Raw genomic sequence first — 24,302 nt, 5'->3', positions numbered from 1 at the left:
CGATGCTGGGCCCCTCGGGCTGCGGGAAGACCACCACGCTGCGCATGATCGCCGGCTTCGAAAGCCCGACCGCGGGCGCCATCCGGCTCGAGGGCGTCGACGTCTCTCGCGTGCCACCGCACAAGCGCAACGTCAACACGGTCTTCCAGCACTACGCGCTGTTCCCGCACATGACAGTGTGGGACAACGTTGCCTACGGGCCGCGGAGCATGAAGAAGGAAAAGGCCGAGATCAAGCGCAGCGTCGACGAGCTGCTGGAGATCGTCCGGCTCACCGACTTCGCCAAGCGCAAGCCGGGCCAGCTCTCGGGCGGCCAGCAGCAGCGGGTCGCATTGGCCCGCGCCCTGGTCAACTACCCCAGCGCACTTCTGCTCGACGAGCCGCTCGGCGCCCTCGATCTCAAACTGCGCCATGCGATGCAGTTCGAACTGAAACGTATCCAGCGCGAGGTCGGCATCACGTTCATCTACGTCACCCACGATCAGGAAGAGGCGCTCACCATGAGCGACCGGATCGCGGTGATGAACAACGGAAACGTTGAGCAGATCGGCAGCCCCACCGAGATCTACGACCGCCCGGCGACCGTGTTCGTCGCCAGCTTCATCGGTCAGGCCAACCTGTGGCCGGGCCGGCAGACGGGGCGGACCAACCGGGACTTCGTCGAGGTGGACGTGCTCGGAACGACGCTCAAGGCCAAACCTGGCGATACCACCATCGAACCCGGCGGTCAGGCGACCCTGATGATCCGTCCCGAGCGGGTCCGCGTCTCCATGGATATTCCGACCGGGGATGTGGCCACCGTGCCCGCCACCGTCAAGGACCTGACCTTCCAGGGTCCGGTGCTCCGGCTTTCCCTTGCCGCGCCGGATGATTCGACGATCATCGCCCATGTCGGGCCCGAGCAGGACCTACCCCTGCTGCGCCCGGGTGACGCGGTGCATGTCAGTTGGTCGCCGGAAGCTTCGCGCGTACTGCCTGCCGCGGACATACCCACCGCCGAAGACCTCGAAGAGATGCTCGACGACACGTAGACACTCGCCAGCCGCCACCCCTCATTCACGGAAGCGCCCGAATTCCCCGAAAGGTCGCCCATGCCCGACAACCTCGATCCCCGACTGCTCGCCCGGCTTACCGCGAACCGCACGTCACGCCGTCGATTCCTGGGCGGCGGTGCAGCTGCCGCGGCGGCACTGGCGCTGGGGCCCTCGGTCCTGGCCGCCTGTAGCTCGGGCGAGAAATCCAGCGCCCCGGCCACCTCGGCTGCACCCGACGACGGCTCACCGGCCACCGGCACCCTCCGCGTCTCGAACTGGCCGCTGTACATGGCCGACGGGTTCGTCGCCGGATTCCAGACCAAGACCGGTCTGACGGTGGACTACAAAGAAGATTTCAACGACAACGAGCAGTGGTTCGCCAAGGTCAAGGAACCATTGTCCCGTCAGCAGGACATCGGCTCCGACCTCGTCGTGCCCACCGAGTTCATGGCGGTGCGGCTCGCCGGACTCAAGTGGCTCAACGAGATCAGCGAGACACGGGTCCCCAACAAGAAGAACCTGCGCCAAGACCTCCTCAATTCGAAGGCCGATCCGGGACGCAACTACACCGCGCCGTACATGACCGGCATGGTCGGCCTGGCGTACAACCGCGCCGCCACCGGACGTGACATCACCAAGATCGACGATCTGTGGGATCCCGCGTTCAAGGGTCGGGTCAGCCTGCTGTCCGACACCCAGGACGGGCTCGGCATGATCATGCAGTGGCAGGGCAACTCCGTTGAGGAACCGACCACCGAGGCGATCAAGAAAGCCGTCGATTTCATCCGCGAACAGAAGGACAAGGGCCAGATCCGCCGGTTCACCGGCAACGACTACGCCGACGACCTCGCGGCCGGCAATATCGCTGTCGCCCAGGCGTATTCGGGTGACGTGGTCCAGCTGCAGGCCGACAACCCGGACCTGAAGTTCATCGTGCCCGAGACCGGCGGCGACTGGTTCATCGACACCATGGTGATCCCCTACACCACACAGAACCAGAAGGCCGCCGAAGCGTGGATCGACTACGTCTATGACCGGGCGAACTACGCCAAGCTCATCGCGTTCACCCAGTTCGTTCCGGTGTTGTCGGACATGACAGACGAACTGGCCAAGATCGACCCCAAGCTGGCCAGCAACCCGCTGATCAACCCGCCGGCCGACATCCTTGCCAAGCTCAAGTCGTGGCCGGCCCTCACTGACGAGCAGACTCAGGAGTTCAACAGTCTGTACGCCGCAGTGACCGGAGGCTGACGCCGATGGCGGGAGTAGCCACCAGTAGCCGGCAGCGGAGCAAGATCGCCCCGTATCTGATGATCCTGCCGGCCCTGGTGTACCTCGGGATCTTCTTCGTGGTGCCCTTCTTCTCGTTGGCACGCACCTCGTTGTCGACGTCGGGCGGTTCGGTGTATCTGCCGACGCTCGAGTTCGACTGGAATTTCGGCAATTACCTGCATGCATTCAGCGAGTATCAGGACCAGATCCTGCGGACGTTCGGCTACGCATTTGTCGCCACCGTGCTGTGTGCGCTGCTGGCGTTTCCGCTGGCCTACGTCATCGCCTTCAAGGCCGGCCGGTACAAGAACCTGATCTTGGGCCTGGTGATCCTGCCGTTCTTCGTCACCTTCCTGATCCGCACCATCGCGTGGAAGACGATCCTGGCCGACGACGGGGTGGTGGTCAACGCGCTCGGGGCCATCGGATTGCTGCCGAGCGAAGGTCGGCTGCTCTCGACGAGCTGGGCGGTGATCGGCGGCCTCACCTACAACTGGATCATCTTCATGATCCTGCCGCTCTACGTGAGTCTGGAGAAGATCGATCCACGCCTGATCGAGGCGTCCAAAGACCTGTACTCGTCGAACACCCGCAGCTTCACCAAAGTCATTCTGCCGCTGTCGATGCCGGGCGTGCTGGCCGGAAGCATGCTGGTGTTCATCCCCGCGGCCGGCGATTTCATCAATGCCGATTACCTCGGCAGCACTCAGACCACCATGATCGGCAACGTGATCCAGAAGCAGTTCCTGGTGGTCAAGGACTACCCGGCAGCAGCAGCCCTCAGCATGGTGCTGATGGCGATCATCCTGGTCGGGGTGCTGCTCTATACGCGGGCGCTGGGCACGGAGGACTTGGTATGACATCGACCGCGATGGCGGAAGCCACGAGCCCGGCCGTACCGACGGTGGTCAAGGGATCACCGAGGTGGGGTGATTGGACCCTGCGGATCGTCGCCGGTCTGGTCTTGCTGTACCTGTTCCTGCCGATCTTCGTCATCGTGCTGTTCTCGTTTAACAAGCCGGCGGGCAAGTTCAACTACACCTGGCAGGGATTCACGCTCGACAACTGGGCCCACCCGTTCAAGTACCCGGCACTCACCGAGGCGCTGAAGCTCAGCCTCAATGTCGCCGCAGTGTCGACCGCCATCGCCTTGGTGCTGGGCACACTGGTGGCAATCGCTCTGGTGCGCCAACGATTCCGCGGCCAGAAAGCGGTCGACACCTTTCTCGTGCTACCGCTGACCGCGCCCGAGGTGGTCATGGGTGCGTCGCTGCTGACCCTGTTCCTCGATCTGCACTGGGCCACCGGCTACGCCACGATCGTGCTGGCCCACATAGCCTTTCAGATCAGCTTCATCGCGATGACGGTGCGCGCCCGGGTACGCGGCTTCGACTGGACGCTCGAGGACGCGTCGATGGATCTCGGGGCGAGCCCGACCAGAACGTTCTTCAAAGTGACGCTGCCGCTGATCGTTCCGGGCATCGTCGCCGCGGCGATGTTGTCGTTCGCGTTGTCCCTGGACGACTTCATCATCACGTATTTCGTCAGCGGCTCCACGGTCACCTATCCGCTGTATGTCAACGCGGCGGTCAAGGCCGCGGTGCCCCCGCAGATCAACGTGCTGGCCACGGCGATCCTGGTGGTGAGCCTGTTGTTGCTCATGGTCGGAACGCTGTACCGGCGCAAGCGCGTCGACGCCTGAGCTCAGGGTGCGTCGAGTTGCACCGTGACGGTCACTTTGCCGTGGCCGTCACGGTGGGCAACGGCGTGCCCCGCACGGTCACTGCCATCCAGGTTCAGCAAGGTGAGCCGGCCGCCCCCGCCGAGGAAGTTGCGCCACCAGTTCTTGCTGTCCGGCGTCATCACATTGATGGTCACCTGGTTGCCGTCGCGCGTCACGGAAACCGGAGTCTCGAACGTGCGGCCCGACCTTCGGCCGGTGTACCGGATGACCACCACACCGTGGCCGATCCATCGGCCGAGCACCGGGACTCGGGTGAGGCCCACGGCGGCCGCATTGAACCACCGAGCGACTGGGGAATTGAAGATTCCACGTGACATTGGCGCCAGCGTAACCTGATCAGCCGATCTCGGCAGGGACCGGAGTGGCACGCGCCCCGGTACGCGCCGCGCCGACGCCTGCAGCCACCACGAGGCAGATGCCGATCACGGCGGCCGGAGCCGGGACCTGGTGGAGCAGAACGAAACCGACCAGCATCGCGAATGCCGGCTCCAGGGCCATCAGCGTGCCGAACGCGGCGGTGCTCAGATACCGGAGCGCAGACATCTCGAGGGTGAAAGGGATCACCGGCAGTAGGATCGCGAGCCCCACTCCGATCAAGAGCAACTGCGGTGTCAACTGAGGAAATACCGACGGCCCGACAACCGCGGTGCCGACCAGGCCGGCGACCGGCATGGACACCGCCAAGCCCTGGATACCGGCCACCTCGTCGCCGACGCGTTGCGTGAGCAGGATGTAGCAGGCCCAGCACAATGCGGCGCACAGCGCGTAGAGCACACCGATGAGGTCGACGTCGCCCGTCCAGGGTTCGGTGAGTAGCACCACGCCGGCCGCGGCCAGCCCGGGCCACAGAATCCGATTGCGCCCCTTCCCGTGGGCGACGGCGACCCCGAGCGGGCCGAGGAATTCCAGTGCGCTGGCTGTGCCGAGCGGGATCCGGGACAGGGCCGCCATGAAGAGCATCGTCACTCCGGCCGTGACCACACCGAGCGCGACGCAGGTCCAGAATGCGGATTTGGTGAAGGCCGACGGGCGCGGCCGCACGATCACGAGCATCAGAACGCCGGCCCACGCCAGGCGCAGCCACGCGGCACCCTCGGCTCCGATGTCATCGATCAGGCCGACTGCCACCGCCAGCCCGATCTGCACGCACAGCATGGACGCCATGGCCATCAGCGCGCCGGTGTGCGCCGGATGTCCGGTCTTGGTCACAAGTTGTTCCCCTTGGGGACAACGATATTGGCCAGAACCATGCGAAGGAACGGACGGTAGACCGCCTGGTCGTCGAGCAGGCTGTTGAGGGTGACGCCGTCGTTGGCGGCCAGAATGACCCGGGCCAGGTCCAGCGCCGGGATACTCAGGTGGCCGCCCAGGCGCGCGGCGCCCTTGGAGATGTAGTCGGCGAGGGCGCGAGCGGTCTCCTCTCGCTGTGCTGCCACTCGTTCCCGCGCGTCGGGATTGCGCAGCAGGAACAGGGTGTACTCGCATCCGAGGACGGCGCGGTCGGGCCCCTCGGCGGCGACCAGATCCCGCCAGCGGTCACCGAGTTCATCGGCATCGAGATCGTCGAGTCTGTGAAATGTGGCGATGACGTCGGCGAAGCCGTCGAGGAACTGTTGGCGCTGTCGTTCGACCACTGCCAGGAACAACTCCGCCTTGCTCCCGAAGTGGGAGTAGATGGCGCCGCGGGTGTAGCCCCCGACCTCGGCGATGTCCTCTAACGCGGCCCCGTCAAACCCCTTGCGCGCAAATACCTCTTCGGCAGCGTCCAGCAGGACGTTGCGCGTGTGTTCCAAGCGGCGTTGCTTCGTCCAGCGTTCGGCCATGGCCCCATCCTGTCAAACGTTAGCCAACGGGTGTGGCGGCGACCGCCGGCCGCGCCGCCCACCCCCGGTCGGCATGTCGGAAGGCTTCCGTCTTTCCGACATCCGCGGGACTTCCGCAGGCGTTCAGTGCCTGCGCTTTGAAGGCGCGCGCGGCACCGCTGAGTCGATGCTGAAATGCGCTGTCGGCGCTCACCAGGCAAATCCCTTCACTCGGCGGGCAATCCGAGGCCGGCACGTCGCAGACATACGTCTGGATCGGCGGAGCCCCAGCCTGTGAAATCCGCACCAGCGGCGCCCCGGCGCCGGTCATCTCGGCATCCAGGGCGCAAACCCGCGTCTGGGCGCCGACGATCTCCAGCGCCGGCGTCGCGGCCAGTTCAGGCAGCCAGACGACCACCGCCCAACCCTCAAGTGCTCGGTCACAGATGAGTCCGCCGGCCCAGATCACCGCTTGCTCCGCACTTTCGGCCATGACCTCCAACAGAGACCGCACCAGAACACCTCCCCGATCGCCATGACTCGATCCGATATATGCACAGTTGTATTAGATATACATAAATGTATAGTAGTGATCGCAGTCACAAACTACTTCCTGGCGCCGACAAGGCCGGGCACACCGGCCGTCAGCACCTCACCGCCCAGTGATCGATAGAGGAGGTCCGCCCGTGCAGACAGCACGCCCCGGAAATTGGGTCGAGAACGCCACCGGCCTGGATGACATCGCGCCCGATGCCTATCGGATGCAGATTCCGACTAGTCGCTATGTCGCACCGGAATTCGTTGCTCAGGAACGTGATTCGATCTGGAAGAGAGTCTGGCAGGTGGTCGGCCGGGTGGACGAGTTGACCAAGGCCGGCGACTGGAAGCAGTACCAGATCTTCGATCAGTCCTACATCGTCGTGCGCGGCAAGGACGACACCATCCGAGGCTTCGTGAACGCATGCCGGCACCGGGGCAACGTGCTGTGCCGTGACGCCCGCGGAAACGCCAAGCGCGGCTTCCTGTGCCAGTACCACTTGTGGTCGTATGACCTCGACGGGCGGCTCAAAGGAATGTTGCGGGAGGCCCTGGCCGGACCGATCGACAAGGACACCCACGGGCTGATCGAGGTTTCGGTGGGCACATTCGCCGGGTTCATCTTCCTCAACCCTGATCCGACCGCCGAACCCCTGGCGGACTTCATCGGCGAGGAGGTCGCGACCATGCTGGCGCCGTATCACCTCGACGAGATGGTCACCGTGATGGACGTGACCGAGGCCATCGACTGCAACTGGAAAGTGGTCCTGGACGCCTTCCAGGAGGGCTACCACATCGACGGCATCCACCCGCAGCTGCTGCGGGTGATCAACATCGACCCGGCCACGAGCCGGTACCGGTTCTTCGACCAGCACAGCGTGTCGATGGCCCCGTTCGACGTCGTCGGCGCCACCCCGGAGCAACAGGTCGACGGCATCATGGACCTACCTGAGACGTTCCCGTCCACCGTCGCGGTGCTCCCCCGCTTCTCCGAACTCGTCGCCGGGTACCGCGCCGACGACGGATCGCTGACATTTCCCGACGGGGTCACCGCCCGCACACTGCTGCAGACAGCGACACGAGACACGTTGACCGGCATGGGGCTTGACGTCAGCGGGCTGACCGACGCCCAGATGAGCGACAACCACGGCTGGGTATGGTTCCCGAACTTCTTCATGACCATCCGCGCCGGAGAGGCGACGATCATCATGTCTCTGCCCCACCCGGACGGTGACCCCAACCGATGCATCTGGCACGTCGCCAGCTACATGTGGTTGCCCGACGAGCTGAAGGCGGCTTTCACCGCCGAGGCGATAGTGGTCGACGAGGCCGGCAGCTACAAGTATTTCGAAGCGCTACAACAGGATTACGAACAGATGCCGCGCCAGCAGATCGGGTTGCGCAACACCGCGCTGAAGCACATGGCCTTGGTCAAGGAAGAGGTCGTGATCGCGCACTTCCATTCGGTCGTCGACAAGTACCTCGCTGCCGCAGGCGCCGGGTCCTGATCTACCAGATCTCGAAAACCACCACAGAGAAGGAACTTTGCGTGAAACACGTCCATGAGGTTGTCGACGACTACACCGGCCGCTGTCGCGCAGTGGTGCAGTACGCGGTCACCACCAAGCAGTTGGTAAACGCCGCAAAACAGCCAGGGTTCGGGATCGACGGCTGGGCGCCGCTGGCGGCCCTGGTCGCGGTCGACGAGTTCGAACGGATCGGCAACTTCAAAGAGGTGATGAACTGGGACGAGTACACCGATTTCATGACCAATTGGGCCTCGGCCTCGGAGTGGGACGGCCTGTTCAAGCGAGTCAGCGAAGTCGACGGTGTGGTGTACCTCGAACTCGAGGAACACACGAAGATGGGCGATTTCGAGTCGGTGGTCAACTCGATCTCGGTATACGAGTTCACCGCCGAGGACAAGATCCGTCATATCGATCTGTACCTGCAGATGGCGCTGCCCAACACCGAGATGTTGACCAGCTATGAGGGAGTTGAGATCTCGGAGTGAGTATCGAAATCACTCGCGGCGATGTCGATGCGATCGACTTCTTCACCGACAACACCCTGCTGCACGATCCCTACGCCTACCTTGCACAGCTCCGCGCTGAAGGCCCGCTGTACCAGGAGGCACACCACGGCGTCGTCATGGTGACCGGATACGACGAGGGCGTGGCGATCTACAACGACAGTGAACGCTTCTCCTCGTGCCTGTCGGTCACCGGCCCGTTTCCCGGCTTTCCGGTTCCACTCGACGGATCGGGTGCTACCGACATCTCGAGCCTGATCGAGACCCACCGCGACGACCTGCCGTTCAACGACCAGCTGCCCACGTTCGATCCGCCGAAACACACGGATCATCGCGCCCTGCTGTCGAGGATGATCACACCCAAGCGCCTCAAGGAGAACGAACAGTTCATCTGGCGGATCGCCGACCGGCAGTACGACACCGCCCTGACCGGCGGCGGCTGCGAGTTCATCGATGATTTCGCGGGCCCGTTCGCGATGCTGGTGATCGCGGACCTGCTCGGAGTCCCCGAATCCGACCATCCCGAGTTTCAGGAAGCGCTGCTGCACGGCGGCCACACGGGCACCATCGGCAGCAGCAAGGGCGAGTCGTTACAGCAGACCCCCCTCGAGTACCTCTACGGGAAGTTCACCGAGTACATCGGTGACCGGCGTGCCCGACCACGTGACGACGTTCTGACGGGCGTGGCCTCCGCGACCTTCCCCGACGGGAGCACCCCGGAGGTGATCGACGCGGTCCGGGTGGCCGCCAACCTGTTCGCGGCGGGACAGGAGACCACTGTGCGATTGTTGTCGGCCGCCGTGATGATCTTGGCCGAAGATCAGCAGCTGCAAGGCCGACTCCGTGCTGACCGTACGCTGATCCCGCGCTTCATCGAAGAGTCACTGCGGTACGAGAGCCCGGTGCGCGGAGACTTCCGGCTCACCAGGGTCCCCGTGACGATCGGCGGCAAAGACGTTGCGGCCGGGACCATCGTCATGCTGGTGAACGCGGCAATGAACCGGGATCCGGCCAAGTTCGACGATCCAGACCGCTTCGATGCGGACCGCGTCAACGCCCGCAACCACGTGGCATTCGGTCGCGGACCGCACAGTTGTCCGGGTGCCCCGCTGGCCCGCACCGAAGGCCTGGTCAGCCTGAACCGATTGCTCGACCGGACCGAGCGCATCTGGATCGACGAGGAGGTGCACGGTCCTGCGGACGCCCGCAAGTACCGCTATCTGCCCACATTCATCCTGCGGGGGCTGACCCGCCTGAACATCAGGTTCACCCCGGCCCGGACCGAGACATGATGCGCGGGATCGCCGGGGCTCCATCGGAGTTCGCTCGGCGCTCACGCACCTGACATCTTCCGATGCCACGGTGTCCATGTGCGAGACGAACTAAGCCGGGTATCTGCCGCCGAGCGGTTCCACCGGTTGTGCGTCCTGGTGGTGCACGCCCTGCCGGCGCTACTGAATTCTGTTGTGGCCCCGACATTCCTCGGCTTTGTGGTGATCAACACCTTCACCTTCGGCGTCGATCTCACGATTCTGACGGTCCTGCACGGCGTCTTCCGGGTTCCGCTACCGCTCGCGGTGACCGTGGGATACGCCGGTGCCTTCGGCCTCGCGTACTACTTGAACCGGACACTGAACTTCCGCTCACACGCCGCTGTCGGTCCTCAACTGACGGTGTACGTGGTGGTCGTCGTGATCAACTACCTGGCGTTCATCCTGGGTGTATCCAGCGGGCTGGCGGCCGTGGGTGTCGAGTACCACCTGGCCCGGATCGTTGCCGGCGGCTGCGAGGCGGTCTACATGTACAGCGCGATGCGGTGGGTGGTGTTTCGTGCTGATCCCGCCGGACCGCGGGCCCGGTCGGATTAGAAGTAGCCACTGCCCGGCAGGCGAGTGCCGCGGACGTGAAGGGCACCGAGCGCCTGCGCTTTGTATGACGACGGGTTGTGTGAGGCCAGCGTCCGGATGTTGCGCCAATGCCGATCGAGCAGATGCGACTGCCGCACCACCGATGCCCCGCCGACGTCGAAGATCTGCCCCGCCGCCTTCTGCGCCAGGGCATCGACCACGATCTTGGCGGCCGCGGCCTGCGCGGACGCCTCATGGGCGAGTTCGAGGCCCGGGTCGGTCCCGTCGGTGTCGGCTTCGAACGCCAGGGCCAGGGCGTCGGCGGCGGCCAGCACCGTGGCCTGCCCGGCGTACGCGGCGGCCGCGATCTCACCGATCTCGCGCTGCAACAGTGGATCATCGGCGGCCGTGGGGGTCGGCGCCCAGGCGAAGCTGCGTGGGCGCTGAAGCACATGCGCCACCGCATCATTGCGAAGTGCGTGCACCACACCGACTTCCAGTGCCGTCACGTACAGCTGGAAGAACGCGCCGGACAGGTACAGCGACTGCTCCTCGTCGTCGGCGTTCGGCGGGGCGAACTCCAGCACCTCGTCAGCGGATACCACGATGTCCTCGAAAGTGGCAGTACCGGTTCCGGTGGCGCGCTGCCCCATGCCGTCCCAGTCGTCGACCACCGTGAATCCGGGCCGGTCGGTGGGAACGAGGGCGATCACCGACGCCCCCTCGGGATTGCTGGCCAGCACCTCGGCGTAGTCGGCGTACAGCGTGCCGGTGGTGAAGAACTTCTTTCCGTTGAGCCGATATCCGTCGCCGTCGCGGGTGAGCTTGGTCTGCCAGGTGAACCCACCGGCCGGGGTCGAGCCCAGTTCGGTCGAGGCATTACCGACGATCGCGCCGGACAGCGCCAACTCGGTCACCCGGCGGCGCTGCTCGGCATCGAGCCGCAGCCGCTCCTCGACGTGGGAGAAATGTCCGCGCAGGATGTGTGCGACGTTCACGTCGGCGGTGGCCAATTCGATGACCAGGGCGAACAGTTCACGCAGGCTCGCCCCGCCGCCACCGTCGGCGCTGGGCACCCGCAGCGCGCCGAGCCGCTCGGCGCGAACGAGATCGATTGCGGCGAAGGGTCGTTCGCCGGTCCGCTCGCGCTCCAGCGCGCCCTCTCCGATCGCGGCGATCAGGTTGGCGAGCCGATCGGATCCGTAGGTGACGGGCTGAGCAGTGGTGGATGTCATCGGATTGCCTCCTGGTTGGCGTGGCGGTAGTTGGCGGCGCGGTGGGTTTCTGGCAGGCGGGGGCCGCGGCCGAACAGCTTGTGGCGCAGGGTTCCCTCGTCATACGAGGTCTTGTACAGGCCGCGTCGTTGCAGCTCCGGCACCACATGGTCGACGAAGTCGACGAACGAACCCGGGGTGATCACGTTGGTCAGGTTGAACCCGTCGACATCGGTTTCCTCGACCCACTCCTGCAGCTCGTCGGCCACCTGCGTCGGGGAGCCGACGGTGAATCCGCCCTCGGCGTCGATGGCTTTCGCGTCGATGAAGTCCCGCAGCGTCCACTGGCCCTGGCCGAACATCTCCACCGAGGACTTGAGGAACTCGTTGTCGGTGACCGCAACCGGGTCGTCGAGGTCGAAACGCGACAGGTCGGTTCCGAGCCACCCGGACCACAGGGCAAGGGCGCCTTCGGGATCGGTATAGCGGCGGAACTCGTCATAGCGGGCCTGGGCGGCCCGTTCGGTTGCCCCGGTCACCACCACATGGCCGTTGACGATCTTCACGTCATAGGGGTCACGCCCGGCCGCGGCAGCGCGGGCCCTGATGTCGGCCACCGCCTCACGCAGTATTTCCTTGGTCGGTGCGCCGATGAAGATCACCTCGGCGTTCTCAGCCCCGAACTGTCGGCCCCGGTTGGATGCACCGGCCTGGTAGAGCACCGGTGTGCGTTGAGGCGACGGCTCGCACAGGTGGATGCCCGGAACTCGAAAATGCTTGCCGTCATGGGCGATCGGATGCACCTTGTCCGGGTCTGCATAGGTGGCCCGGCCCGGATCGACGCCGACGGCGTCGTCCTCCCACGAGCCCTCCCACAGTTTGTACAGCACCTCGGTGTACTCGTCGGCGATGTCGTAACGATCGGCGTGCGGGGTGATGGTGTCCAGGCCGTGATTCCGCGCGGCGCTCTCCAGGTACCCGGTGACGATGTTCCAGCCGACCCTCCCCTTGGTGAGGTGGTCCAGGGTCGACATCCGGCGGGCGAACGAATACGGATGCTCGAACGATGTGGCTGCGGTGATGCCGAACCCCAGATTTTTCGTAACAGTGGCCATGGCGGGTACCACGAGCAGCGGATCGTTCACCGGTACCTGGGCACCGGAGCGCAGCGCGGCCGCCGGACCACCGCCGTAGACGTCATAGATGCCCAGTACATCGGCGATGAACAGCCCGTCGAACAGACCACGCTCGAGCACCTTGGCAAGATCCAGCCAGTAGTCGATGTCCTTGTAGCGCACCGCCTGCGACTCCGGATGCCGCCATGTTCCGGCGACAATATGGGCGACGCAGTTCATGTCGAACGCGTTGAGCACGATCTGGCGGGTCATGGTAAACCTCCGGCAACGGATTCGGGCTCGCCCGTCGGGAGACTCGCGAGCAGCTCAAGGGTGTAGGGATCCTGCGGATTGTCGAAAATGTCTGCAGCCGGTCCTGACTCGACGACACGCCCTTGACGCATCACCAGAACCCGGTCGGCCATGTGGTGGATGACACCGAGGTCGTGCGAGATGAACAGGTAGGACAACTTGAGCCGGTCCTGCAGGTCGGTCAGCAGGTCGAGCACCTGAGCCTGGATGGTGACGTCGAGCGCCGACACCGGTTCGTCGCAGACGATCACGTCCGGCTCGGCAGCAAGCGCTCGGGCGATGGCGACCCGCTGACGCTGGCCGCCCGAGAGCAGGAGCGGCCGACGGTCCAGGTGTTCCGGGCTGAGCCCGACATCGGCGAGGAGATCCTCGGTGCGACGGCGGCGGGCGTCGGCATCCGGGAACCGATCGGCGGGCAGGGCATCCTCGATGATCCGGCGCACCGTCCAACGTGGATCGAAAGATCCGAGCGGGTCTTGGTAGATCACCGAGATACGGCGGCGCCGGGGCCGCCGTTGAGCTTCGGTCGCCTCGCTCCACGGTTCACCGGCCAACTCCACTGTGCCGTCATCGGGATCCAGCAGGGCCAGGGCCAACCGTGCCGTGGTGGTCTTGCCCGATCCGGATTCTCCGACGATGCCGAGTGTCTCGCCGACCCCGAGGCTGAACGAGACACCGTCGACGGCGGTGCGGGCCACGCCGTCGGGGCCGGCGAACTTCTTCACCAAACCGTCGGCGCGCAGCAGGATCCCGTCAGCGGGCGGTGCGCTGCGAGGCACGGGATGCACGGGCCGCGGCGGCATATCCGACAGCCGGGTGCCCTTACGATGCGCGGCGGGCACCGCGTCGAGCAATGACCGGGTGTAGGGATGCGAGGGCGTCGAGAGCACCGCGGCCACTGGCCCCTGTTCCACCACTCGTCCGTTGCGCATCACTGCCACCCGGTCGGCCAGCCGGCTCACCACAGCCAGGTCATGGCTGATCACGATGAGGCCGGTGCCGCGTTCCTTCATCTCTGCCAGCAGGCCGAGGATCTGGACTTGCACCGTGACATCCAGTGCGGTGGTCGGCTCGTCCGCGATGAGCAGCGGCGGGTCCAACGCGATCGCCGATGCGATCAGCGCCCGCTGGCGTTGACCGCCCGACAGCTCATGCGGGAGCTGCCGGGCCCGCAGCTGCGGCTCCGGAATGCCTACCGCGGTGAGTAATTCGATGACCCGGGCGGCACGCCGCGCGCGGTTGCCGAAGCGATGCAGCCGCAATGTCTCGGCGATCTCCCTGCCGACGCTGCGCAGCGGATCCAGGGACACCAGGGCGTCCTGCAACACGAAACCGACCTTCTTGCCGCGGACGGCCCGCCAGTCCCGGTCGCGGTATCCCAGTACCGATTCGCCCACGACCTCAAGCCGGTTCGCCGTCACCTGCAGCGAAGCATTCGAGCCTGAGCCGGTCAAGCCCAACAGGGTGCGCGCGGTGACGCTTTTGCCCGAGCCGGATTCTCCGACGATGGCCAGGCATTCCCCCGCGTCGACATGCAGGGATACGCCGTGGACCACCTGGCGGCGACTCCCCCCGGTGCCGAAGCTGACCTCGAGATCTGAGACGTCCACCAACCGGGCCACCCTCCGATCAGTCCGCTCGGCCCGTTCCGGCAATACCTCGGTCATGTCGGCCGTCCTTCCAGACGTTGCTGTAGATAGCGGCCGACGACGGTGACCGCCAGCGTGCAGCCGACGATCGCCAGTCCCGGAAACACTTCCAGCCACCAGGCGGTGGAAACGAAATCTCGCCCGGCGTTGAGCATGGCGCCCCACTCCGGCGCCGGCGGCGCGACACCGAGCCCGAGAAAGCTCAGCGACGACGCCCACACGATCGACTGGCCGACCCCCATGGTTCCCAGCACCACCAATGGGCGCATTGCGTTCGGGAAGATGTGGCGGGTGATGATGCGATGTTGGGAGTGTCCCAGAGCGATCGCTGCACTGACATATCCGGAATCCTTGACGGCCAGTACCTGTCCCCGAATCATCCGCGCATAGCCGGCGGCCGAGCCGATCGCCACCGCCAGAATCTGGGTGGCCGCGCCCGGGCCGAGCATCGCGATGAACAACAACGCGACGAGCATGCCCGGCAGCGCGAGCACGACCTCCAGGAACCGGCTGATCGCACCGTCGGTGAACCGGCCGCCCAGCCCCGAGGCGAGGCCGAACACGATGGCAACGCTCAGCGCCAGCGCGGTCGCCCCCACGCCGATCGCGAGTGAACTCTGGGCACCATAGACGACGCGGGTGTAGATATCGCGCCCGGAGGCATCGGTGCCGAACCAGTGGTCCCATGACGGAACCTGCAGCGGTGCTTCGATATCGGTGTCATACGGCGACTCGCTGGTGAACAGCGATGGCGCCGCCGCCCAGGCCAGCATCAGCGCGAGGTAGAGCCCTGCGATCCACACCCCGGGCCGAATCCGCCTGCCGCTCCAGCCGCGCAGGCTCGCTCCGGCTGTGAGCCCATCGGTGATCCGCACCGCCATCTCATGTCCTCCTGAGCCGCGGATCGACACGGACGAAGGCGATGTCCACCAACAGGTTGGCCACCACGTACGTCAACGCGACCAACAGCGTCACACCCACCACCACCGGCATGTCCTGTTTGGAGACAGCATCGACCAGGACGCGGCCCAAACCGGGACGCACGAAAACGATCTCGACGATGACGGCCGTGGAGAACAGCGACCCCAGAGCCCAACCCGACAACGACAAACCGGGCAACACCGCGTGGCGCAACGCATGTCGCCAGCGCACACCCCAGTCGCTCATGCCGCGTGCCCGCGCCGACACCGCGAACGGTTGCTCCATCGCCGAGGAGAACTCGTCGCGGGTCACCTGGCCGAGGAAACCGGCCAGTGGCAGCGCCAGGGTCAGGGCCGGCAGTACCAGCCCGGCCACGCCATCGTCGCCGACCACCGGAAACAGGTGCAGCTGGAACGCGAAGATCACCAACAGCACTATGCCCAGCCAATATTGGGGCAAGGCCGCCAGGAAGATCTCCAGGCCGGAACCGATCGTGGCCAGCGCCCGACTGCGATGGGCGGTGAGCAGGGTGACCACCACCGCAATCGCCCAGGAGGCCGCCAAAGCAGTGATCGTCAGTACCAGTGTCGGGCCCACCTGCTGCCCGATGATGTCGGCCACCGGCTGCTTGAGCACATATGACGTCCCGTGATCACCGTGGAGCAATCCACCGAGATAGTCCAGGTACTGCACCGGCAGCGGCCGGTTGAATCCGTACTGCTCGTTGACCGCCGCCAGTTGCTCGGGGCTGGGTTTGGAGCCGGCACCGCCGAGGATCGTCTGAGCCGGGTCGCCCGGCATCAGGTGCTGAGCCAGGAATGTCAATGTCGCTGCGCCCCAGAGCACTCCGATCATCCCGGCGATCCGGGTCAGGATGCGTCTCATGGCGCCAGCCACGCGTCGTGCAGTATCGGCTCACCCTCCGAGGGCTCGATCCAGACGTCCTTGAGCCGCTTCTTGGTGACCAGGCGGGTGGTCTGGGGGTACAGCCCGAGGTGATAGGCATTCTCAGCGACGATCTGCTGGACCTCGCCGTAGAGCTTCTTCTGCTGCTCGACGTCGTTCGAGGCTGCCGCCTGGTGCAGCAGGTCATCGATCTTGGGGTCCGAGACCCAGGACATGTTGTTGCCCGGAGCAGCCTTGAGGGAGTCGGTGGAATACACGATCGACAACACGGCGGGCGTGGGGCTGTTCCAGTACGCGCCGGTCAGGCCGTCATAGGCATCCTTGTCGGTGAACGCCGCGTAGTACTGGTCGGCCGGAAGCGGTTTGAGCACCACATCGAAGCCGATCTGTTTCTCGGCGGCCTGGATGTTCTGGAACAGCGTCACATCAGCGGGCGGGGTGTCCCCCGGATCCGACGAGTAGACCAACTGAGCGGTCAACCGCTTGCCGTCCTTGGTCCGGTAGCCCTCGGCGTCACGCTGGTTCCACCCCGCGGAATCCAGCAGGGCGTTCGCCTTGTCCGGGTCGTGCGCGTAGTGATCGCGCAAGTCCGGACGCAAGTAGGGCGTTGTCGACGACAGCGGGCCCGGCTCCCAATCGAACACTCCGAGATACGCGCTGCGGACGGCTGCCTCGGCGTTGGCGCCGTGGATGAAGGCCTGCCGAACAGCCTTGTCGTCGAACGGCTTATGGCTGGTGTTCAGCGCGATGCCGTTGGGCAGCCCGGTATGGGTGAACGCCTGCAGGACCAGGTTGCGGTCGGCTTCCAGCGCGGCCTTCTGCTGGGGCGGCGGGTTGAAGATGATGTCGGCATCGCGACCCTGCACCGCGGCGAACCGGACCGATCCGTCTTCGAGGAACTTCCAACTGACGTGGTCGAGATAGGCCGGACCCTGGTGCTTGGCATCCTGCGGGGCCGAGTTGTAGTCAGGATTGCGGTCCAGTTCGACGCTCTGGCCGCGGTTCCACTGCTTGACGATGAATGGCCCGGTGCCGACCGGGGATTGGCAGTTGGCCTCGAGCCCACGGGCCATCGCCGTGGGCGACTCGATTCCGAAGAATGCCTGCGAAAGCACCGGGAGCAGAGCCGAATACGGCGAGGACAGCGTGAGTTCGAAGGTAGAGGGGTTCACCGCGCGCGAGGATTTGTAGTACGGCCGCAGGTAACCCGTATCGGTCTGCGACTGCGTCGCCGGATCCAGGATCTGCTCGAAGTTGGCCTTCACCGCAGCGGCATCCAAGGGGGTGCCGTCGTGGAACTTCACGCCGGAACGGATCGTGAAGGTGTAAACCAGGCCGTCCGGTGACACCGTCCATGAATCGGCCAGCCACGGCACCACCGATCCATCGGGGCGTTCGGACACCAATGAGTCGAGGTACTGCCGGGCAACGTAGGTCTGCGGCATGTCACCGAAGTTGTGCGGATCCAGGCAGGTGGGCTCACGATCGGCGCCGTACACGATGGAGCCACCGCGCACGGGCGTACCGCCGTCACCCGAGGACGCGGTCTCGGACCCACCACCGCAACCGGCACCAACCAGCGCAACTGAAAGGGCTGCGGCAGACGTCATCAGGGCATGGCGAAGCGCGGTACGAGGCATGTGATGCGTACTTTCGGTCGGTCGGAGAGCGTCGAGTACCGGGCAGCCGAGCACGGTGGAGATGACCGTGCCGATCGGTGATGTAGCGAGCGCTGCTCAGGGGTCAAAGGGTGGTACAGAAGCTCCGCCACGATGCCCAACCAGAAAGCCGGATACAAGAGATCAAATCCGGCCGATCAAAAAGGACTACGAAATCGACCAACACGATCTGTCACCGCGATGATCGCGGTTCGGGAAAACTCCTCGTAGACGTGGGTCCGCGGGACGGCCGGTCAGCCCGATCCAGCCTGCGGCTTGTGGCCCAGATCGCACGCGTCAGCGCACAACCGAACCGGTGCCGGTGGCGGAGAGCCGAGGACCTCGTCCCGATTGGGCTACGCCGCTCACACGGTCATCTCGGCGCGGTGCGCTCCGGAAATGGGTCGGCGGAGAAATCGATCTGAGCCGCCGGGTTGCTGATGGCCGTGATCAGGCCGGTGCCGAACGCCCCGGCACTGTCGATCAGCGTCGATGTGCCCACCGCGACACCATCGGCGGCCAGATGCGAATCGGCCTGCACGCCGATCCACTCGTCACCGGGCAAGCGCGACAAGGCGACCGTCAGATCACCGTTGATGTAGCCGACGCCGGCGGTGCCCAGGTTCGTCACCAGGCTGGTGCCCTCCGCTGCCATTGCCGCCCGCACGAACGGCGAGTTCGGCTGCCCCTGCACCACGGTGATGGTGCGGTTCATGAACCGCTTGCGGGACGCATTCTGGTGCTCGGCGATGGCGCGACTCCAACCACCCGCATCACTGCCCATATACGTCGTCCGGTCCCCATCGAGTGCGGCCGGCGGTTCGAACCACCGGGCGGGCGCCGTCCACTCTTCACCCCGCGGGGGCGCGCTCAACCGGTACTGCACCAACGTCGCGCGCGCCACGGTCACGCCGTCCTGCACCAGCTCGCATTCGGAGTTGCGGACCCGCCGACCGTCCCGGATCAACGCCACCTTCGTCGTCGTCGGCAGTCCACGCGCGGCTTTGAACAGGTCGACGGTCAGCCGGGCCGGCAGAAACTCGGGCAGTCCGAAGGCTGATTCCAGCGCCCGGGCAGCGAGCCCCACCAGCGCCGGGCCGTTGAGATGATCTTCACCCCAGTGGCTCTGTGCAAAGCGGGTCGGCTGGAACCTGTCCTGCTCGGACTGCACGAAATGGGCGTCAACCTCGGTCATCGGCGAATCGTCGCATATGGGCTAACTAAATTTGTCGGCGGGGATCACGAAGTGGACCAGGCGCTCAGCCAGCGCTGCTGGAGCCGGATGAAATGCGCGTCGACCACTGCGCCGTGGCCGGGGACGAACACCCCGTCTTGCCCGCCCGCGGCCAGCACCGCCTCCAGGGTGGCCGGCCAGGCTTCGAGGTCGGAGTCGGCGTCGATAACCGGGTCACCTGACTGCTCGACGAGGTCACCGCAGAACACCACCGTGTGCCGGTCCGGCACTGTGACGATCAGGTCGTGGCTGGTGTGGCCCCGGCCCGGACGACTGATGCTCACGGTCCGGCCGCCGAGATCGATATCGCCGCCCGACACTTGGTGCACAGGAACCGGCATCGATGCGATGGCCGCGTCGACATCGCCGGCGTCGGCACCGTAGCGGATCGCATCCTCGCGCAGGTGCGCCCGGCCGGAGTCCATGGCGGCGGCAACCTCTGGCGTGCAATGGATTTCGACGTCCTTGAACCATGAACAGCCCAGGACATGGTCAAAATGGTTGTGTGTCAGGACGATATGGCCGACTCGTTGTCCTGTCAGCTCCGCAACGTCGGCCTCGATCCCCCGGGCCTCGGCCAATGTGGTGCCGGAATCGACCAACAGGGCTTGCGCGCTGCCACTGACGAGTCCGACCGTCACATCCAGAAAAGGAAGGCGGGTGCGCCACACACCCCCGCCCAACTCTTCCCAGTCGTAATTCATCGCCCACCGTCGATGCCGACCATGCGACGCACGCCTGCGAAGCTACTCCTATGCGCCGCCTCCTGTTCTGTCTTTGTGTACTCGTCGTCATCGCCTGCGGCAGCACCGTCCCGTCGGCGAATGCGGCCTGCACGACCGGAACGGATTGCGACTTCGCCGAGCGCATCGCAGGCGCTGACGCCTATCTGGCGACCCGCCCCGGCACGGTCGGCTACGTTCTGCGCGACCGCACCACGGGTGGCGTCTACCGGAATGCCCACGCCGGCGAACAAGTGTGGACGGCGTCCACGATCAAGCTCGGGATGGTCGTCGACCTGCTGACCAGACAACGTGCCGGCACCGTGACGCTGACCGATTCGGACCGGGCACTCATTGCGGCGATGCTGCGCTCTTCGGACGACGATGCCGCCGACACCCTGTGGGCCCGGTACAGCGGCACCGACCACCAGGCGTTCAACGCCGATTTCCCGGCCTACGGGCTGACCGGGCTGCAACCGCAGCGGGGGTTCAGCCGGATTTACCCGTACTGGGGCTTCCAGAAGGCCACGCCCGAGGATCTGGACCGGTTGATGAGCTACACCCTCACCAGCCTCACACCGGCCGAGACGGCGGGCATCGTGGATGCGCTGCAGCACGTCGACGCCAACCAACAGTGGGGCGTCTGGGGCGCCGGCCCGGCGATGAACCCCGGCAACAAGGACGGCTGGTCACTCGAACAGGGCGGCTGGGTGGTCAACAGCGTCGGTTTCGCCGGGCCGCAGCAGCGCTACACGCTGGCGATCATGAACGCGCTCGGCGATCAGGGCGGCTACGACGACGGAGTACAGACCACCACCCACCTCAGCGAACTGCTGCTGACCGGGCGGCACTGACCTGACCCGACAGGTTTGCCATGGCCGGCGAGGGGAACTCCTAGCCCATGTTGATCAGACGAATCGCCCGTCCCATGCTGTCTGCGACGTTCATCGCCCGAGGTGTCGACACCCTGCGCGATCCGAGTACCTCCGCCGAGACGACACGCAGAACACTCGGCGCGCTGAGTGCACTACCTGGCCCGGTGGGGGCCGGGGTTCCGAACAACGCCGACGCGGTTACCCGGGTCAACGCGGCGGTGCAGGTGGCCGGTGGGTTGCTCCTGGCCCTCGGCCGGGCCCCCCGGCTGACCGCGGCGGCGCTTGCCGTCACGATGATTCCAAGAAGCATTGGCTCACAGGCATTGCTGAAAGATTCCGATCCGCAACACGCTGCGGCGCAACGCCGCGAGTTTCTCACCGACGTGAGCCTGCTGGGCGGCCTGATCATCGCGGCCGCCGACACCGCGGGCAAGCCGTCGCTGGCATGGCGTGGACGCCGTGCCGCGCGGCAGGTCTCAGCCAGTGTCGCTGCCGCCGTTCCCGGTGTGGCGGCAGGCGGTGACGCGATCGCCGACAGCGCGATCGCCGAGAAGATCGGACATGGTCTGGCCGTCGGTGCCGAACGTGGCCGCGAACTCGCCGACGCGGCCGTGGAACGGGCGACGGAATTGGCCGCCGAGTTGGCCCAACTCGCGCGCGAACATGGACCCGAAGTGGCCGACGCCGCCCGCGCGCGGGCCGGCGAGCTCGCCCTTGTTGCCCGCGAACGCGCACCCGAACTGGCTGAGGCGGCCCGGGAACGCTCCGCCGCTCTTGCCGATCTCGCACGAACCCAACTCGACCAGCGCCGCGATCGGTAGCGTTGTGTCATGAGCACGGGTGACTATCAACCGGAATTCGGGCAGTACGGACAACCCGGCGGCTACCCACCGCCCTACGGCACGCAAACCCCGGGCGGCCTGGGCCGGCGCTGGTTTGCCCGGGTGATCGACGGCATCCTCGTCATGATCGTGGCGTTCTTCCTGTCGTTCGTCACCGACTCGCTGTCGAACTACTGGGTGACCGGCCTGTTCACCGGACTGCTGATGTTCGTCTATTACGTGGCTTTCGAGGTGGCCACGGGCGCGACGCCGGGCAAGAAGATGCTCGGGCTCGCCGTGCACGGTCCGGGCAACGCGCCGAAGCCGACGGCCGCGCAGTCGGCGATTCGCAACGCCTTCACCCTGCTGACGATCATCCCGTTCGTGGGCGGCTTCCTGGCCATCGTCGCGATGATCATCATCGCGGTGACCATCAGCAGCAGCCCGACCAAACAGGGCAAGCACGACGAACTCGCCGGCGGAACACAGGTGGTCCGGGGCTGAGAACCGTTGCGTGGGGCGCCCGTTCGCACGGGCACCCCACGTGGGGGGCTCGGGTTGCCGGCTCAGATCACCAGACCCAGCAGCAGGACGAAAACCAGACCCGCTACCGACAGTGTGGTCTCCATCAGTGACCAGGATTTGATGGTCTGGCCCACGGTCATCCCGAAATACTCCTTCACGAGCCAGAATCCGGCGTCGTTGACGTGGGAGAAGAACAACGAGCCGGCACCCACCGCGAGCACGACCAGGGACACCTCCCCGGTACTCATCCCCTCGACCAGGCCCAGCATGAGCGACGACGCGGTGATGGTGGCCACCGTGGCCGACCCCGTGGCCAACCGGATCAGCACAGCCAGCACCCACGCCAGCAGAACCACCGAGAAGTTGGCGCCCTTGGCCCATTCGGCGAGCAGGGTGCCGATGCCGGTGTCGACGAGGACCTGCTTGAACCCGCCACCGGCGGCGACGATCAGAATGATCCCGGCCACCGGAGGCAGCGACGACTCAATGCATTTCACGATTTGGTCTCGAGTCATCTTGGCGCCGCCACCGAGGGTGAACATGCCGACCACCACCGCGATCAGCAACGCCATCAAGGGCTGGCCGAGGATGTCGAACGTCTGACGCAGCAGGTGCGACTTGTCGTCCACGAAGATGTCGACGAGGGCCTTGCCCATCATCAGTGCCACCGGCAGCAGAACGCTGAACATGGTGATGCCGAAGGTCGGTCGCGCCTTGGTGGCGGTGGTCGTCGTCGTGGTCGTGCCGGCCGCGGCACCGCCGCCGGCGTCCGGGCCCGGAGCGTCCGAGGCGTCGAACCGGTCGGGGACCTCAAGGACCACCCATCGTCCGGCCAACTTGCCGAACAGCGGACCTGCCACCACGATCGTTGGGATTGCCACCAGCACACCCAGCGCCAGCGTGACACCGAGGTCGGCGTTGAGCAATGAGATCGCGGCGACGGGTCCCGGGTGTGGTGGTACGAATCCGTGCATGGCCGACAGGCCCGCCAGCGCGGGGATGCCGACCGTGATCAAGGACAGTTGAGAACGACGGGCCACCAGGTAGATCACCGGCATCAACAACACCAGTCCGATCTCGAAGAACATCGGCAGACCGATAACCGCGCCCACCAACGCCATTGCCCACGGCAGCGCGCGCGGTGACGCGTGCCCGACGATGGTGTCCACGATCTCGTCCGCTCCCCCGGAGTCGGCCAACAGCTTGGCGAACATCGCACCGAGAGCGATCAATATCCCGACGCTGGCAGCGGTGGAACCGAAGCCGCTGGAGAACGAGGCGAGCACGTCGCTGACGTTCTCACCCGCAGCCATGCCCACGGTCAGCGCGCCGAAGATCAGGGCCAGGAACGGATGCAGTTTGACGACGGTGATGAGAACGACGATCAGGGCGATGCCGGCCAATGCGGCCAGGACCAGCTGCGCGCCGCCCGCCACCGGTTCAACCAGTTCCGTCCCGGCCGCGAGCGGAGTGAGCGCCGAGGTCATCGGTTCCCCTGTTCTGTTGTCGCAGTGGCGGATCGGGCCACATATTCATCGACGATGGCGTCGATGCCCTGATCCACGTCGATGGCGATACCGGCCTCGTCGGGACCGAGCGGCTCCAGCGTCGCGAATTGGGAGTCCAGCAGCGCGGCCGGCATGAAATGCCCGGGTCGGCTGGCCTGGCGCCGGCGGATCACCTCGGCGGATCCGCTCAGATACAGAAACACCACATCGGCGCAGCGTCGCCGCAATTGGTCGCGGTACTTGTGTTTGAGCGCCGAGCAACCCATCACACCGCCGTCGTGGTGCTCGGCGAGCCACTCACCGATCGATTCCAGCCAGGGGTAGCGATCGTCGTCGTCGAGGGCGTGGCCGGCAGACATCTTGGCGATGTTGGCGGCGGGGTGAAAGTCGTCGGCGTCGGCGAACGGTACCCGCATCCGCTGCGCCAGCGCGGCGCCGACGGTCGACTTGCCCGACCCCGATACGCCCATGACCACGACTGGTGAACCCATACATCCGCCTCCACAATATGTGTCTGCCGTCACACATCCTGGCTTAAAAAGCATACGTTTGCAAGCGCATCTCGATTACATCT

At 65.6% G+C, this 24,302-nt stretch carries 25 protein-coding genes; 11 read left to right on the top strand and 14 right to left on the bottom strand.

The window, feature by feature from the left end; all coding sequences use genetic code 11:
- Window positions 1–2: 2 nt before the first annotated feature.
- The 4 genes from ACWEFV_RS22470 to ACWEFV_RS22455 are packed head-to-tail and all read left to right on the top strand — an operon-like array spanning window position 3 to window position 4,008.
- Window positions 3–1,031, top strand: coding sequence for an ABC transporter ATP-binding protein (locus tag ACWEFV_RS22470; protein WP_450071788.1), 1,029 nt, complete (start codon window positions 3–5; stop codon window positions 1,029–1,031).
- A gap of 60 nt (window positions 1,032–1,091) precedes the next feature.
- The gene (locus ACWEFV_RS22465) at window positions 1,092–2,285 is read left to right on the top strand and encodes a polyamine ABC transporter substrate-binding protein (protein ID WP_450071787.1); all 1,194 of its coding nucleotides are present in this window, start codon (window positions 1,092–1,094) and stop codon (window positions 2,283–2,285) included.
- A gap of 5 nt (window positions 2,286–2,290) precedes the next feature.
- Complete coding sequence (locus tag ACWEFV_RS22460; RefSeq protein ID WP_135454622.1) at window positions 2,291–3,166, top strand: ABC transporter permease; 876 nt, start codon at window positions 2,291–2,293, stop codon at window positions 3,164–3,166.
- Entirely contained in the window at window positions 3,163–4,008 is an 846-nt protein-coding gene (locus ACWEFV_RS22455; RefSeq protein ID WP_450071786.1) for an ABC transporter permease, read from the top strand. Before ACWEFV_RS22460 ends, ACWEFV_RS22455 begins: the two co-directional genes overlap by 4 nt.
- A 2-nt stretch (window positions 4,009–4,010) precedes the next feature.
- Here ACWEFV_RS22455 and ACWEFV_RS22450 read toward each other — a convergent pair whose 3' ends face one another.
- The 4 genes from ACWEFV_RS22450 to ACWEFV_RS22435 are packed head-to-tail and all read right to left on the bottom strand — an operon-like array spanning window position 4,011 to window position 6,366.
- Window positions 4,011–4,367, bottom strand: coding sequence for a hypothetical protein (locus tag ACWEFV_RS22450; protein ID WP_450071785.1), 357 nt, complete (start codon window positions 4,365–4,367; stop codon window positions 4,011–4,013).
- Window positions 4,368–4,386: 19 nt separating this feature from the next.
- The gene (locus tag ACWEFV_RS22445) at window positions 4,387–5,220 is read right to left on the bottom strand and encodes an EamA family transporter (RefSeq protein ID WP_450071914.1); all 834 of its coding nucleotides are present in this window, start codon (window positions 5,218–5,220) and stop codon (window positions 4,387–4,389) included.
- 35 nt (window positions 5,221–5,255) lie between these two features.
- On the bottom strand, window positions 5,256–5,873 hold the full coding sequence (locus ACWEFV_RS22440; protein ID WP_135454616.1) for a TetR/AcrR family transcriptional regulator: 618 nt from the start codon (window positions 5,871–5,873) through the stop codon (window positions 5,256–5,258).
- A gap of 19 nt (window positions 5,874–5,892) precedes the next feature.
- Window positions 5,893–6,366 carry a hypothetical protein gene (locus ACWEFV_RS22435; RefSeq protein WP_450071784.1) on the bottom strand — a complete coding sequence of 158 codons (474 nt, stop codon included), beginning with the start codon at window positions 6,364–6,366 and terminating at the stop codon, window positions 5,893–5,895.
- A 172-nt stretch (window positions 6,367–6,538) separates the two neighbouring features.
- Here ACWEFV_RS22435 and ACWEFV_RS22430 point away from each other — a divergent pair, with 172 nt between their 5' ends.
- From ACWEFV_RS22430 to ACWEFV_RS22415, 4 genes are all read left to right on the top strand, one after another.
- Window positions 6,539–7,897, top strand: coding sequence for an aromatic ring-hydroxylating oxygenase subunit alpha (locus ACWEFV_RS22430; protein ID WP_450071783.1), 1,359 nt, complete (start codon window positions 6,539–6,541; stop codon window positions 7,895–7,897).
- Between the two features lie 41 nt (window positions 7,898–7,938).
- Complete coding sequence (locus ACWEFV_RS22425; RefSeq protein ID WP_135454610.1) at window positions 7,939–8,403, top strand: hypothetical protein; 465 nt, start codon at window positions 7,939–7,941, stop codon at window positions 8,401–8,403.
- Window positions 8,404–8,405: 2 nt separating this feature from the next.
- A complete protein-coding gene (locus ACWEFV_RS22420) occupies window positions 8,406–9,713 on the top strand; it encodes a cytochrome P450 (protein ID WP_450071913.1) in 1,308 nt (435 codons plus the stop codon).
- Window positions 9,714–9,791: 78 nt separating this feature from the next.
- Complete coding sequence (locus ACWEFV_RS22415) at window positions 9,792–10,289, top strand: GtrA family protein (protein ID WP_450071782.1); 498 nt, start codon at window positions 9,792–9,794, stop codon at window positions 10,287–10,289.
- Here the strand turns inward: ACWEFV_RS22415 and ACWEFV_RS22410 are convergent.
- From ACWEFV_RS22410 to ACWEFV_RS22375, 8 genes are all read right to left on the bottom strand, one after another.
- Window positions 10,286–11,503, bottom strand: a complete 1,218-nt coding sequence (locus ACWEFV_RS22410) for an acyl-CoA dehydrogenase family protein (protein ID WP_450071781.1) — start codon at window positions 11,501–11,503, stop codon at window positions 10,286–10,288. The two genes, ACWEFV_RS22415 and ACWEFV_RS22410, sit on opposite strands and share 4 nt — an antisense overlap.
- The gene (locus ACWEFV_RS22405) at window positions 11,500–12,870 is read right to left on the bottom strand and encodes an LLM class flavin-dependent oxidoreductase (RefSeq protein WP_450071780.1); all 1,371 of its coding nucleotides are present in this window, start codon (window positions 12,868–12,870) and stop codon (window positions 11,500–11,502) included. Before ACWEFV_RS22405 ends, ACWEFV_RS22410 begins: the two co-directional genes overlap by 4 nt.
- Window positions 12,867–14,576, bottom strand: a complete 1,710-nt coding sequence (locus tag ACWEFV_RS22400; protein WP_450071779.1) for a dipeptide ABC transporter ATP-binding protein — start codon at window positions 14,574–14,576, stop codon at window positions 12,867–12,869. The genes ACWEFV_RS22405 and ACWEFV_RS22400 overlap by 4 nt, the downstream gene beginning before the upstream one ends.
- Entirely contained in the window at window positions 14,573–15,439 is an 867-nt protein-coding gene (locus ACWEFV_RS22395; protein ID WP_450071778.1) for an ABC transporter permease, read from the bottom strand. The genes ACWEFV_RS22400 and ACWEFV_RS22395 overlap by 4 nt, the downstream gene beginning before the upstream one ends.
- Before the next feature lies 1 nt (window position 15,440).
- A complete protein-coding gene (locus ACWEFV_RS22390) occupies window positions 15,441–16,364 on the bottom strand; it encodes an ABC transporter permease (RefSeq protein WP_450071777.1) in 924 nt (307 codons plus the stop codon).
- Window positions 16,361–17,995 carry an ABC transporter substrate-binding protein gene (locus tag ACWEFV_RS22385; RefSeq protein WP_450071776.1) on the bottom strand — a complete coding sequence of 545 codons (1,635 nt, stop codon included), beginning with the start codon at window positions 17,993–17,995 and terminating at the stop codon, window positions 16,361–16,363. The genes ACWEFV_RS22390 and ACWEFV_RS22385 overlap by 4 nt, the downstream gene beginning before the upstream one ends.
- Window positions 17,996–18,416: 421 nt before the next feature.
- Window positions 18,417–19,238: an acyl-CoA thioesterase domain-containing protein gene (locus ACWEFV_RS22380; RefSeq protein WP_450071775.1), complete on the bottom strand. Its 822-nt coding sequence runs from the start codon at window positions 19,236–19,238 to the stop codon at window positions 18,417–18,419.
- A gap of 44 nt (window positions 19,239–19,282) precedes the next feature.
- Entirely contained in the window at window positions 19,283–19,981 is a 699-nt protein-coding gene (locus ACWEFV_RS22375; RefSeq protein ID WP_450071774.1) for an MBL fold metallo-hydrolase, read from the bottom strand.
- 50 nt (window positions 19,982–20,031) lie between these two features.
- Here ACWEFV_RS22375 and ACWEFV_RS22370 point away from each other — a divergent pair, with 50 nt between their 5' ends.
- Genes ACWEFV_RS22370 through ACWEFV_RS22360 form a run of 3 tightly spaced genes read left to right on the top strand, consistent with a single transcriptional unit; the run spans window position 20,032 to window position 22,199 of the window.
- Window positions 20,032–20,853 (top strand): tat pathway signal sequence, encoded by an 822-nt coding sequence (locus tag ACWEFV_RS22370; RefSeq protein ID WP_450071773.1) that lies wholly within the window; start codon window positions 20,032–20,034, stop codon window positions 20,851–20,853.
- A gap of 47 nt (window positions 20,854–20,900) precedes the next feature.
- On the top strand, window positions 20,901–21,695 hold the full coding sequence (locus ACWEFV_RS22365; RefSeq protein WP_450071772.1) for a DoxX family protein: 795 nt from the start codon (window positions 20,901–20,903) through the stop codon (window positions 21,693–21,695).
- 9 nt (window positions 21,696–21,704) lie between these two features.
- A complete protein-coding gene (locus ACWEFV_RS22360; RefSeq protein WP_450071771.1) occupies window positions 21,705–22,199 on the top strand; it encodes an RDD family protein in 495 nt (164 codons plus the stop codon).
- Between the two features lie 62 nt (window positions 22,200–22,261).
- Here the strand turns inward: ACWEFV_RS22360 and ACWEFV_RS22355 are convergent, their stop codons facing one another.
- Together ACWEFV_RS22355 and ACWEFV_RS22350 are read right to left on the bottom strand one after the other, a co-directional pair.
- Window positions 22,262–23,707 (bottom strand): GntP family permease, encoded by a 1,446-nt coding sequence (locus ACWEFV_RS22355; RefSeq protein WP_450071770.1) that lies wholly within the window; start codon window positions 23,705–23,707, stop codon window positions 22,262–22,264.
- Complete coding sequence (locus ACWEFV_RS22350) at window positions 23,704–24,219, bottom strand: gluconokinase (RefSeq protein WP_450071769.1); 516 nt, start codon at window positions 24,217–24,219, stop codon at window positions 23,704–23,706. Before ACWEFV_RS22350 ends, ACWEFV_RS22355 begins: the two co-directional genes overlap by 4 nt.
- Window positions 24,220–24,302 lie beyond the last annotated feature (83 nt).

It is taken from the genome of Mycobacterium sp. NPDC004974 (genome assembly GCF_053600815.1).
This window is presented reverse-complemented; position numbering and strand designations above follow the sequence as displayed.